Source organism: Pigmentiphaga litoralis (assembly GCF_013408655.1).
In the GTDB taxonomy this organism is placed as follows: Bacteria; Pseudomonadota; Gammaproteobacteria; order Burkholderiales; family Burkholderiaceae_B; genus Pigmentiphaga; species Pigmentiphaga litoralis_A.
In genome coordinates, this window is the sequence record NZ_JACCBP010000001.1 from 1,641,035 (window position 1) to 1,653,608 (window position 12,574).

Consider the following 12,574-nt stretch of genomic DNA (forward strand, 5'->3'; position numbering starts at 1 on the left):
AGGCTGGCTGCGCGCCAGGCGCAGCGTGTCAGGCGCCAGCGTCAATGCACCCACTGCCCGTTGTCGGGCACGATGACGACCCGCGCCACCGACGAGATGGCGACGCGATATTCGTCCGCCGTCAAAGGCAGTCCGTGATCCGTCGCGAGCATGGCCATCCGGTCGGCCACATGGGCCGACGAGGCGGACAGAATCACGGTCACACGTTCGCGCAGATCGGCGTCGATCACCGCGCGTTCCAGCAGGGTCTTGAGATTGTCGGGGGGCACCGTCGCTTCCTGGCTAAGGCAGTACGACAGATATTCTACGTATGCCCGCGCGCGCTGACTTGACTTCGTGTGTCATTCATCCGACAGACCGCATCGGTGAAGGATGAGGGCGGGGATGACTGAGCCCTCAACACCTTCCTAGCGCGCGGTGCGTGGCGCGCCGCGTTCGCGATCAGCCCATGCTGTCAAAATCTCGGCGCCAGTCTCGGTCACCAGGACCGTGTGCTGGGCCTGTGCCGACAGCTCGCCGTCGGACGTCACCACTTCGACCGTGTCACCCAGATTTTCCACATCGGGGCCGCCGGCGTTCAGCATGGGTTCGATCGTGAAGACCATGCCTTTCTTGAGCCACAGGCCCGAGCCCATCCGGCCGGTATGCGCGACTTCCGGTTCTTCGTGATACCCGCGGCCAATGCCATGGCCGCAGTATTCACGCACCACCGAAAAGCCCGAGGCCTTGGCCACCCGTTCGATGGCGTGGCCGATGTCCCCCAGCCGCGACCCTTCCCGCACGATGGCAATGGCGGCCGCCAGCGCGGCTTCGGTCGCGGTGACCAGGCGTCTGGCGGCGGCGTCGGGCTTACCGACAAGGAAGGTGCGGGTCGTGGCGCCGAACCAGCTGTTCTTGATCAGGGCGACTTCGATGCCGACGATATCGCCGTCCCGAAGCACGTCCTTGTCGCTGGGCACCCCGTTCCAGACCACGCCATTGATGGACGTGCCCAGGGTGTGTTCGAAGCCGCGATAGCCGGCCTTGCCGGGCAAGGCATTGAGCCGGGTGACGATGTAATCGTAGGCGCGCTCGTCCAGTTCGGCCGTGGTCACGCCCGGCACGACCAAGGGACGCAGCATCTCGAGCACTTCGGCCGCCAGCCGGCCCGACAGGCGCATCTTTTCGATCTGGGCTTTGGTCTTGATATCGATGCTCATGGCGTTCCCGGGTGATGGGTCATGCAGGCTGCTGCGGGCAAAACAAAACGGGCGCCTTAGTGGCGCCCGTCTCGGTCAGCATTGCCGCGACTGGCGCAACGCTTGTACTGCAATCAACAAATTCTGGTGCGCCCGGCAGGATTCGAACCCACGACCCCTTGGTTCGTAGCCAAGTACTCTATCCAACTGAGCTACGGGCGCTGTGTAGCGAGGCGTGTTTATAACATGGAAATTGCGGCGGCTTCAAATCAACCAAGCCAGCCGGGCTTCCTGCTGTAAACCGCGCCATGCATACGGTGTTACGGGTACTGCAATTTCAACCGCTACGCCCGACTGGGTCAGGGCGTTAAATCAAAACGGCCTGAAAGCGTTGGCTTTCAGACCGTTTCAAGCCGATGTTTGCACATCGACTTTATTCTGGTGCGCCCGGCAGGATTCGAACCCACGACCCCTTGGTTCGTAGCCAAGTACTCTATCCAACTGAGCTACGGGCGCTGCAAAGAAACGAAAGTATAGCAACAAAATCTGCTGTCGCGCAAATCGGTGCGTTTTTTGAACGATCCGAATGCGAGCACTTGCTGCCAGTGGCTTACCTGCCGCGGCGTGCCGTATCCCCGGGGGCCTGCGTGCCGATCGCGTCGAGCTTGGCCTGCTGCTCTTCCAGCGCACGAATCTGCCGCTGCAGGGTCGTCAACTGTTCGCGCGCCTGCTGACGATCGTTGGCGAGCGCAGCCGCTTCGGCGCGGGCCTGATCCTGGCGGGCAGCCACCTGCTGTTCCTGCTGACGCTGCACGCTCAGATCATTCTGCAACGCGGTCAGGCGGCTTTCATTGACGGAAATCAGCTTTTCGGTGCTGGCACGTTCAGCATCGAGCTTGATGCGGCGGATGTCGACATCGGCCAGCTGCACGGTCTGGTCCACGAAGTTGCGATACAGCTGCTCGGCCTGCTGCTCGGACGTGGTCTTGACCACGCGCCAGAAATTCTTCTGCTGGAACATGGCCACGTAATACACCAGGTCTTCGGCACGGAACAACAGGCTCGCGCCATAGTTGCCGTTGTAGGTGGTGCGCAGTTCGTTCAGGCCACGCGCCTGGATCAGGCCCTGCAGTTCGGCGATGGTGCTGTTGGCAGCCGGGCTGTTGTCGGGTTGCGTAGGCGCGCTTTGCGCCACCGGAGCGCCTTGCGTGACCACGGGCCGGACGGTGGATCCGGAGGACATGATGCCCTGCGCCGCGACCCCTGCCGACATTCCCGACACCAGCACGGCGATCCCCACGCGTTGGATCATGCTGCGGCTCTTCAATTTCATTCCAGCCTTCCTTGCTTGTGATTGTCTGAGGCTTGCGATCATCGTTGGATACATTTTAATGGAAGGCGCCTCGTGGCGGCGCGATAGTTTGCGTTTAATCGAATTCTCCGGCGACCTCGGCTTCCTGCCCGACGATCTGATACTTGCGCATTTTTTCCCACAGCACCTTGCGGCTGATGCCCAGGAACGACGCCGTGTCCTGCCGGCGCCAGCCGTTGGCGTCCAGGGCCACCACGATGCGGTTGCGCTCGGCAATGTCTTGCGGATTGCGTTCGCTGGCCGGGGCCATCCGATCCGCGCGGTCTTCCAGAGACGAAAAGATGCGGCCAATGCGCGCGCGGTCCCAGGCGCGGAACTGCCGCACCGTAATACCCACGCGCTCGGCAATGTTCCGCAGTTCGCGGATATTTCCGGTGAACCGGGTCTGCGCAATCATCGTGGCCAGCCAGTCCGGCACCTCCACATCCTGATCGGGCAGGATCTGGCCAAGGAAGGCCTTGAAGATCGCGATCTTGTCGATGGCGCCCCGCTCTTCCAGGCTGGGCACCATCAGCTCGATCACGGCCAGCCGGTAGTACAGATCGGCGCGGAACAGATCCTGCCGAACCAGGTCGCGCAGGGGCCGGTTGGTGGCTGCCACCAGCCGGAAGTTGACGGGGATCTCATTGGTGGACCCCAGCCGCGTCACCGTGTTCTGTTCCAGCACACGCAGCAGCTTGACCTGCTGATACAGCGGCAGGTCCCCGATTTCATCCAGGAACAGGGTGCCTTCACGCGCCTGTTCAAAGTAGCCCTTGTGCGCAAACGCCGCGCCGGTAAAGGCCCCTTTGGCATGCCCAAAGAAATGCGACTCGAACAGGCCATCCGGAATGGCTCCGCAATTGACCGCGACGAACGGGCCGCGGCCATAGCGGCGGTGGCGTTCATGCAGGAGGCGGGCGACGCGTTCCTTGCCGGTCCCGGTCTCGCCGCGAACCAGCACGTTCGAATCACAGTCGGCAAAGGCATCGACTTCCGCCAGGAACAATTGCATGCAGGCAGACGATGCGATCAACGGGTCGGCGGCGGGCGCCGGACGCGCGCTTTCCCGAACGACGCCGGCGAGCTTGAAAACCAGGGCACGCAGCTCCGCGGGCGTGAAGTCGGGCGTCAGAATGTTGGAGTACTCCGGAGGATAGACGCTCGGATCATTGCCGCGCGCCTCGGCCGCGACCCAGATCACGGGCATGCCGTGACGCGCCTGCCAATCGCGCGCGTTGAAACTCGGCCGCTCGATCACCGTGACTGAAATCACGGCAATGGACGTGCGGGCCTGCAGCATGTCGCTCGACACGGCAATCGCATCGGCGCGGATCACATCGACGTTCAGCGTGGCCAGCGCGCGCGCGACACGCTCGGCAATGTCCGATCTGCCTTCCCATACATAGACGTCCAGGTCGTCCTGTTGCGCTCGTTGGTTTTTCATGATGCTGCGCTGGTTCTCCTGGTACATGCACCGGTGGTCATCAATAGACCAGCCGGGCGTTGCTGCAGCTCAACGACATCAGCTTGACATCCGTGACGCCCAGGTCGATGCCGAGCACGTTGAGCAATACATTCGACAGTGCACTGCCCACCGCGTTGAGCGTCGGCTTGAGCAGTTCGATCACCGGTTTGAGCAGCGACTGCAGCAGGTTCTGCTGCGTCGTGCTTCCCGTGCCGCCCAGCAGTCCGGACACCAGGTCACCCGCGCCGGTCAGCAGGCCAGGGATGACGCCATTGCTCGCAGTGGTCTGCAGGCTGGCAATCAGGGCATTACGTTTGCAGGTGTTGTCGCACGTGCCGATCAGGGGCGTGACCTGCCCCTTCCACACGTCCGGCATGGCGCAGGTCAGCACGCCGATCAGGCACGGGCGGCCCCACGTCACGCCATCGGCAATCATGCGCGATGCAATGGTGGTGGCGTTGTAGCCGTACTTGGTCAGGTATTTGTCGGCGACATCGGCCGCGGTCGCCGGGGTCATGCCCGCGATCGACCCGCCCGTGCCGGCCTGAGACGGCTGCGCCAGGATCAGGCCCAGCACCTGGTTCACCAGGGACGACACGGTATCGCCGATGGCCAGCGGGTTCTGCCCCGTCGACTTGGTCTGGCCCACCGACAAGGTCACCGGTGTCGTCGGCGTCGACAGTGCGTTCACATGCACTTGTCCCGACAGCAGATTCAGGTTCAACACCTTGGCAATCGTCTGGTCCTGCAGGCCGGTGTCACAGACTTCTCTGGTCGAGAACAAGGTGGACTCGTTGACCTTGCCGACGCAGGCTTTCATCAACGTGGAATCGACGGCGATGGTCGCAGCCGGTGGCGATGCGCCGCAGTTCATGTCGGTCAGGGTGCCCAGCGAGCTCACCACATCGATCACGATGGGCAGGTCAATGGTCGTGCCGAGCAGGCTGAGCAGGCTGCTGGCCAGTCCCGTGCCATTGCTCGTGATGTGGGTGTAGAGACGCACTTGCGACGTGTAGGCCTTGGTGCCCAGGCCGCCGATACCGATCGAGGGCGGCTCGATGATGCCCAGTTTGGCCGTTGCCGTGATGCCCGCAATGCTGCCGACATTGATGGCCGTATCCACGCCGCGCTGCGACGACGCCACGCCAACGGCGGACGTGATCAGGTCAAGCGCGCTGACCTGCGCATTGAGCGCCGACGCCACGGTGGCGCCCGGCGCAACGATCTTGGCGAACAGACCGCCCACTGCGTCGGTGGATCCCAGCTGAACCATCAACGACGGCACCGACAACGCCGTCTGCAAGGCGTTGGTGACCGCCACGTTGGCGCTTGCCAGGCCGTTTTGCCCGCCCACGGTCGTGATGGCATTGAGCAAGGTGCCGAGCTGCACCTGGCGGCCGGCCAGCAAGGTGTTCAGTTCGGCTACCCCCAGATCGGCGCTGACCGGAATACCCAGCGCCTGCAACAGGCCGCTGGGCGTGACCTTGACCTGGGCCAGGCCGTTATAGCTGAGCAGCTCGGAGGCATTGACGTTCGCGCCGACCAGACGCAACACGGCGCCCAGCGGCGTTTGCGCCGGGTTGATGGTCGAGATCTTGGAGCCAACCGAGAACGTGGCGAGCGGCGCGTCGCGGATGGCGATGGCCTGCACACTGACGGTCCGCTTGCCCATGAAGGAAAAGAACATGGGCACTTCCTGCGTGAAGGCGACCTTCACGGCGTTGAAGTCGGCGCCCGTGACCGGCGTGCCGAAATAGCTGCGGATCAGGTTGCCTTCATACTTTTCGGTGGGCGTGGCTTCGGTCGCAACGGTTGTCGTGGCGGCAGGCGCGGCTGGATCCCAGCGGCCACACGTGACCGGATTCTGGGCCGCCGGCAGCGTCATCGCATACCGGCTCATATTCACGTTTGCATTGCCGGTGGCGGCGGCGATCGCGGGGCTGCAGTTGCGCTTGTCGATGCGCTGCGCGCCGGCCAGGGCAGACAGGTCCGCGACCTTCTGCATTTCGCGTTTCATGTAGAACAGGTAGCCCAGGTCGGCCGACGCCAGCAGCGTCACCGACACCAGCAGCGCGCCCGCGGTTGCCACCAGCACCGAGCCGCGCTGGCGGTGGCGGCCCCCGGCCTGCTGAGGCTGTGCATGTAGCTTGAGGAAGGCGCGCGTCGTGGTCATGGCGATCTCAATTCTTGGGCGACGAGTTCGTCGGGTAGAACTCGGGGATGGGATTCCGGAAGCTCTGGACGTAGCGGTCCCAGCTGGCGCGGGTGGTCGCGCCAAGCGTGGGGACTGACGGGCCGGCGTAGCGGCCTTCGGCCTGAAGGGCCAAGGCGCTGCGGCTGACGTCGCCCACGTTGGGTTTGCCGGTGATGGCGGGCTGCGGGAGCGGCGCGGGGGCGGCGGCGCGCTGGGCCGGGGTGGACACGGTGGTGACGCCCATGGCGTTCGCGGCGGGCGCGGGCTGGGCGGGCGCAGGCGCGGCGGCTTGCGGCGCGGCGGGGTTGGGCAGTTGGCGAACGACGGACGGTGCCGCGGACGGTGCCGCCGGTTGCTGGGCGCGTTGCCGCGCGGCCTGTTCCGCGGCCTGCCGTTGCACGGCCTGTTCCTGCAGCGCGCGTTCGCGGCCGGCAACGGCGTCGGACTGCTGGCGGGCCGCCGCGGCATCCGCTTCGGGCTGCCCATCGACCTGCATCATGGTCCCGGTGACGGGTACGTTCTGGGCGTGCGCCGCCAGCGGCGCGGCAAACGCGAACATCAGCGGCAGCGCATGCGCCAGTCGATTCATCAGTGTGCTGCGGGTCAAGGTCATGGCCGTATTTCCGTTCGTCATCAAGGCTAGGTAAGGCGTGCGTCAGTCCAGGGTCGGCACGGGCGGCTAAGGGGTGGAAAACCGGTCAAGCAGGGATTGCATCGGCGCTTCGGGCGGCAAGGACCGGTCGGGCGTGGCAGGCGCCGGCGCAGCCACGCGTGGCATCGCATTCGCCCCATACGCAGCCGCCGCACCACGATCACGGACCACACCCGGCGTCTGCGACATTGACGGGCCGGGCGCCGCCATATCGGGCGCGGGCGCGACCGGGGCGGCTTGCGCCATCACCGGCGCGGACGCCGCGGCGGGCGCCGGCGCGGTTGCCATCGGCACACTCACCGTTCGCGCCACGGGTGGCGCCGCCGCCGTCATCGCCACCGCCGGCATCGCCCGCGCCTGCTCGGGCGCGCGCAGGCTCGTTGCCAGGCGGCGCACCGCGGCGCGCGTGTTTACGGGCATCTCTGCCTTGTCCATCACGGCATCCGCCCTGCCCTCTTCTCCGGCCACCAGCAGATAGAGCGCCAGGTTGCCGACGATCTTCTGATTGGTTGGCGCAAGCTCGGCAGCCTGCGCGATCGACAATCGTGCCGACGCCATGTCGCCCTGGCGCAGCAAGGCGTAGCCCAGGTCACTGACAATCAGGGCATTGGTCGGATCGCGCCGGGCCGCCTCACGCAGGGCCGTCACCGCGCCTGCAAAGTCCCCGCGTCCGCCCGCCACCAGCCCCAGGCCTTGCGACGCCGCCGCAGCCACCGACGAATCCTGCAGCTTGCGATACACGGCTTCGGCCTGCGCCGCCTGCCCGGATTCGCGCAAGCCGTGCGCGCGCAGCAGTTCGACGTCGGGCGCCACGCCGTACTTCTGCTCGAACGCATCCACATGCGCGAGCGACGCGAAGTACAGTCCCTTGCCCTGCATCTCGCGGATCATCGACAGATACATGCCGCGGTTGTCCGCGACCGGATCCTGGTTGGCGACCTGCTGGCGCATGACCGCTTCTTCGTTGATCTGCTGCTGGCTCATGCCATAGCCATTCGGCGTCGTGCAGCCGGCGGCAAGCAGCAGGCCGCCCATCGCGATCAAGGTGGCGACGCCCTTCCGGCAATGCGAGGTGGTGTCGTGTGTCATCAGGTTCCCAATCGAGCCAGGCCGCGGAACACGGCCAGGAAGCCCGCGCCCGCCGTCACGATGATCAGCGCAGGCAACAAGGTCAGCACCATCACGCCGGTCATCTTGACCGTCAGCTTGCCGACCCGTTCTTTGAGCAGCATGCGGCGCTGCTCGCGCACCCGCTCGCTGAATTGTTTGAGCGGTTCCTGCACCGCGCCGCCATGCTTGTCCACCTGCACGATCAGCCGCGCCACGGCGCCCAGGTCGTCGTTGTCGAAGCCGGTCGCCAGACGCTGCAGCGACTGTTCGCGCCCCAGCCCGCGGGCGTGCTGGTTGATGGCAATTTCAAGTTCGCCCGCCAGCACGGGGATCACGCGGCCGAACTCGGTCACGATCACATGCAGGCTCTGGTCGATCGACAGGCCCACCCCTTGCAGCAAGCGCAGCAGGTCGATCAGCAGCGGCAGTTCGTCGGCGGCGCGTTTCACGCGGGCGCTCGCCACTTTCTGCAGCACCCACTTGGGCAGCATGTAGCCGATGCCGAAGCCGATGAACAGGCCAAAGGCAACCACCTGGAAGGAGTGCGACCCCTTCAGGTACAGCCAGATGACCAGCGGCAAACCCAGGCCGAGCACCGCGCGTGCAAAGATGAATTGCGACCGCGCGCGCACCAGGTCCTTGAAGCCGCAGCGGTCGACCAGCAGCCGGTCTTCAGCCGCCAGCAGTTGCGCGCCGATCCGGCCTTCGCCCCACTTGCGGCCCAGCTCGGCCGTGCTGTCGAACATGGCGCGCATCCGGTCGCGCGAGCCTGGCGCCGCGGCACGGGCCATGGCGTCGGCCAGTTCGGGTTGTTCCCGCGCGGTGATCGCGGAATTGACGGTGCGCTGGCTGCGCGTCTGGCGCGACGAACGCGACAGCAGCGACAGGCCGGCCAGCAGCAAGGCGGCGGCAAGGGCGACCAAGGCGGCCGCGGTCAGGAGTTGGGGGGTCATCGTCATACCGACTTCGCCATGCGATACAGCCAGAAGGAACCGGCAACCTGCAGGAACACCGCACCAAGCAGCATCTTCTTGCCCGACGCGTCATCCCACATGCCCATGAACATGGCATTGTTGAAAATGACAATGAACCCGGCCACGAAGATCGGCAGCAGCGCCAGGATCCAGGCCGACAGGCGCACCTCGGCCGACAAGGCATGCAGTTCTTCACGCGCCTGTTGCAGGTCGCGCATGAAGCCCGCCATCCGTTCAAGCACCATGTCGCTGCGTCCACCAAAACGCAGCGCGACACCGATCACGGCCGCCACCAGTTCCAGCTCGCGAAAGCGATACAGGCGGGCCACATAGAACAGGGATGCATCCAGTTCCATGCCCGCGCGGTTCAACTGATTGGCGCGCTCCAGCACATCGAACAAGGGGCGATCCACGCCAGGCACCGCCGTATGGAACGCCGAGCCCAGGCTGTTGCCGATCGTGATCAGGCGCACCAGGCCATCGATCAGCCCGGGCAGCTGCCGCACCATGACGGCGTTGCGTTTGCTGGCTGCGTACCACAGGCGGAAATAGGTGCCAACGACAACCAATCCGGCCATGATGACCGCGGCCAGCACACCGCTGAACAGCAGCGCCACCAGCGGCAGGATCACCATCAATCCGATCATGGGGGCGTAGAACCGGGTGTCCCCGGTCATGCCCGCGCGCAGCAGCAGGTTGTCCCAGTGTCCGCCTATGCCCGACACACGCATGGGCGCGCGCCCTGGGCTGACCTCGGGCGCAGGCGCGGCCACGGCCGCCACCGACGCCACCGACCGGCCCAGTTGCTGTTCGACGAACGCACTCGCGGCATTGCGACGCGTGCGCGCCGACGACGACTGCCACAGCCACAGCGCCGCCGCGATCAGCAGCAGCGCCATGCAGAGAATGCCCAGGACCGCGACGCTCATCAGCGGCCCCGCGACCAGAAGCCGCCGTTGCCACCGGCAGCAGGCGGCGGCGCATCGGGCGTCGGCATCCGCAACTGGTCGCGATACTTGGCCAGCTTCGGCGTGTGCGGATGGATGCCGAGCGAAATCCAGCGATCCTTCTCTTCCCCATCGGGTGCGATGAAGCTTTCGTAGCGGAACAATTCCTGGGTCGCGATGACGTTGTCGCCCATCCCGGTCACCTCGGAAATCGAGGTGATGCGCCGGCGGCCATTCGACAGCCGGCCAATCTGCACCACGAAGTCGAGCGCACTGGCGATCTGCCGGCGCAGGCTGTCTTCGCTCCCCTGGAAGCCGGCAAAGCCGGCCAGCATTTCGATCCGGTACAGGCATTCACGGGGCGAGTTGGCGTGGATGGTCGCCATCGACCCTTCGTGACCCGTGTTCATCGCCTGCAGCATGTCCATCACTTCGGGGCCGCGAACTTCGCCCACCACCACGCGGTCAGGCCGCATCCGCAAGCTGTTGCGGATCAGGTCGCGAATGGTGACCGCGCCGGCGCCTTCAAAGCCGCCCTGACGCGATTCCAGCCGCACCACGTGCGGATGGTTCAACGACAGTTCAGCGGTGTCTTCCACCGTCACGACCCGTTCGGTTTCGGGCACGAAAAACGCCAGTGCATTCAGCAGCGACGTCTTACCCGAGCTGGTGCCGCCTGACACCAGGATGTTGCAGCGCTCGCGCACCGCGACGCTCAACAGGCGGTGGATCTCTTCGTTGAATGTGCCAAGGGTCAGCAGGTCGGCCGGCTTGAGCGGATCCTTGCGAAATTTCCGGATCGAGACCATCGGGCCATCGACGGCCAGGGGCTCGATCACCACGTTCAGGCGGCCGCCATCAGGCAGGCGCGCGTCGACCATCGGGCTTGATTCATCAAGCCGCCGGCCCAGCGGCGCAAGAATGCGGCGCACGATACGCAGCAGATGATTGTTGTCGCTGAAGCGCAGGCTTTCCTTGGCCAGGATGCCGCGGCGGGACACGAACACATTGTCGTAGCCGTTGATCAGCACGTCTTCGACCGCGGCATCGGCCAGCAGGTCTTCCAGGGGGCCCAGGCCCGCCAGTTCCTTGGTCAACGCGGCGGACACCTGACGCAGTTCGCTTTCGTTGATCGGCACCCGGCGCAGGCGCACGAAGCTGTCCACTTCCAGGTCGACAAACTGCTGGATGGCCGCGCGGGACCACCGGCCAAATTCCGCGCCCAGTTCTTCGATGCGGCTCAGAAGGTGCTCGTGCGCAGCCGCCTTCACGTCGTGGAAGCGCTGCGTATTGACGAAGGCCACGCCATCATCGGCAAATTCGATAGAAGCCGTCATGTCCATGATTCCTGTTCTATCCCAGTGAACTCAAACGCCCGGTGCATGTGCAGATGCATGGCTAGGCCAGATGCTTCTGCACGCCGGGCAACCAGCGCGACAACCACTTGTTCGTGCCTGCCTTTTCGGTCCGTTCCGACAAGGCATCGGCCAGGTTCTGCACCGCGCGCACATAGGGGTCGCGATCGGACACCTCGTGCAGCAGGCGGCCCTGGTTGGTGCTGCTCATCAAAGCCAGGGTGCGATCCGGCAAGGCCGCCAGCAGCTCGACACCAAAACGCTCGGAAATCTGATCGGACGTCATGCCGTACCGTTCGTCGTAGCGATTGACCACCAGGCGCAGACGCGATCGGTCCACATCGCGGCTATCCAGATCGCGCAGGATGTCGGCCAGCGACACCAGCGATCCCACGCCCTGATCGGTCACCAGCCAGGTCTGGTCGGCCGCGCGCACCAGGCTCGCGACAAATTCGGGATTGGTGAAGCCGCCAAGATCGGCCAGCAACACGCCAAAGTGTTCGCGCAACTTTTCGAGCAGGCCCAGCGAGTCCGCATGGGACACCGTGCGCATTTCGCTCAGGTCCCTTGGCAGCGGGATCACGGTCACGCCGCTTGCGCTGCGCGACAGCGCCGTGTTGACCAGCGTCTCGTCGAAGCGGCGCAGGTTGCGCACGGCCTCGGCAAAGTGGAAGGTGCCCGATACGTTCAGGTAGAGCTGCCCATCGGCGATCGGCCAGCCCAGGTCGAGCAGCGCGGCCTTTTGCGAGCCGGTGGCGGCAGGCGCCTTGCGGCCCGCTTCCGGCGCGGCCGGCGGCGCGCTCATCTGCATGTGAACCAGGGTGGACAGATGCGCCCCCAAGGTGCTTGCCCCCACCCCGGCGCGCACGCCCAGGATGACGATCAGTTGCCCGCGGCCGGGCCGGCGCGAACGGCCGCCGCCATTGGACTGCAGCACCCGCCGCACGACGTCCTGGACTTCGTTCTCGTTGGCGAGGTCGATGAAGTCCCGGACACCGGCACGCAGCGCGGCAATCGCGCCTTCGGGCCGGGTGATCGATCCGACCGCGACCACTGGCAGCGTCGGCGCGACGCGTGCAAGCTGGCGAGCCAGCTCGGTGGCCTGCGCCATCTTGCCGGGTTGCGATTCATCGATCCCGAAATCCAGGAACACCATCTGCGGAATGAGTTCAGCCAGCCTGACCGACAGGCGATCCGATGCCGCGTCTTCCTGCACCATCATCCCGTCATCGGCCAATGCAGCGGCCAGGTGTTGGGCGGCGGTGTTGTCTGTCGTGAAGAACAGGAAACGGCGGGCATCGTGCAAACTGGCTAACTCCTTGGTTCGCGCGTTCATAACTCTTGC

Annotated in this window: 11 protein-coding genes and 2 tRNA genes; all 13 read right to left on the reverse strand. The window is 65.3% G+C overall.

The window, feature by feature from the left end:
• Positions 1 to 41: 41 nt before the first annotated feature.
• Positions 42 to 269: a Nif11-like leader peptide family natural product precursor gene (locus tag HD883_RS07300; RefSeq protein WP_179586878.1), complete on the reverse strand. Its 228-nt coding sequence runs from the start codon at positions 267 to 269 to the stop codon at positions 42 to 44.
• A gap of 138 nt (positions 270 to 407) precedes the next feature.
• The gene (gene map, locus HD883_RS07305) at positions 408 to 1,199 is read right to left on the reverse strand and encodes a type I methionyl aminopeptidase (RefSeq protein WP_179586876.1); all 792 of its coding nucleotides are present in this window, start codon (positions 1,197 to 1,199) and stop codon (positions 408 to 410) included.
• A gap of 124 nt (positions 1,200 to 1,323) precedes the next feature.
• A tRNA-Arg gene (locus tag HD883_RS07310) sits at positions 1,324 to 1,400 on the reverse strand.
• Positions 1,401 to 1,617: 217 nt separating this feature from the next.
• A tRNA-Arg gene (locus tag HD883_RS07315) sits at positions 1,618 to 1,694 on the reverse strand.
• 94 nt (positions 1,695 to 1,788) lie between these two features.
• Entirely contained in the window at positions 1,789 to 2,511 is a 723-nt protein-coding gene (locus HD883_RS07320; RefSeq protein WP_179586874.1) for a DUF2968 domain-containing protein, read from the reverse strand.
• 94 nt (positions 2,512 to 2,605) lie between these two features.
• On the reverse strand, positions 2,606 to 3,976 hold the full coding sequence (locus HD883_RS07325; protein ID WP_179586872.1) for a sigma 54-interacting transcriptional regulator: 1,371 nt from the start codon (positions 3,974 to 3,976) through the stop codon (positions 2,606 to 2,608).
• Positions 3,977 to 4,016: 40 nt separating this feature from the next.
• Positions 4,017 to 6,170 carry a TadG family pilus assembly protein gene (locus HD883_RS07330; RefSeq protein WP_179586870.1) on the reverse strand — a complete coding sequence of 718 codons (2,154 nt, stop codon included), beginning with the start codon at positions 6,168 to 6,170 and terminating at the stop codon, positions 4,017 to 4,019.
• 7 nt (positions 6,171 to 6,177) lie between these two features.
• A complete protein-coding gene (locus HD883_RS07335; RefSeq protein ID WP_179586868.1) occupies positions 6,178 to 6,804 on the reverse strand; it encodes a DUF3613 domain-containing protein in 627 nt (208 codons plus the stop codon).
• 66 nt (positions 6,805 to 6,870) lie between these two features.
• Positions 6,871 to 7,932, reverse strand: coding sequence for a tetratricopeptide repeat protein (locus tag HD883_RS07340; protein WP_179582109.1), 1,062 nt, complete (start codon positions 7,930 to 7,932; stop codon positions 6,871 to 6,873).
• Positions 7,932 to 8,906, reverse strand: coding sequence for a type II secretion system F family protein (locus HD883_RS07345; protein WP_179586866.1), 975 nt, complete (start codon positions 8,904 to 8,906; stop codon positions 7,932 to 7,934). Before HD883_RS07345 ends, HD883_RS07340 begins: the two co-directional genes overlap by 1 nt.
• Positions 8,907 to 8,908: 2 nt before the next feature.
• Positions 8,909 to 9,856, reverse strand: coding sequence for a type II secretion system F family protein (locus HD883_RS07350; protein WP_179586864.1), 948 nt, complete (start codon positions 9,854 to 9,856; stop codon positions 8,909 to 8,911).
• Entirely contained in the window at positions 9,856 to 11,217 is a 1,362-nt protein-coding gene (locus HD883_RS07355; RefSeq protein ID WP_179586862.1) for a CpaF family protein, read from the reverse strand. Before HD883_RS07355 ends, HD883_RS07350 begins: the two co-directional genes overlap by 1 nt.
• Before the next feature lie 55 nt (positions 11,218 to 11,272).
• Positions 11,273 to 12,565: a pilus assembly protein CpaE gene (locus tag HD883_RS07360; protein ID WP_179586860.1), complete on the reverse strand. Its 1,293-nt coding sequence runs from the start codon at positions 12,563 to 12,565 to the stop codon at positions 11,273 to 11,275.
• Between the last annotated feature and the right edge of the window lie 9 nt (positions 12,566 to 12,574).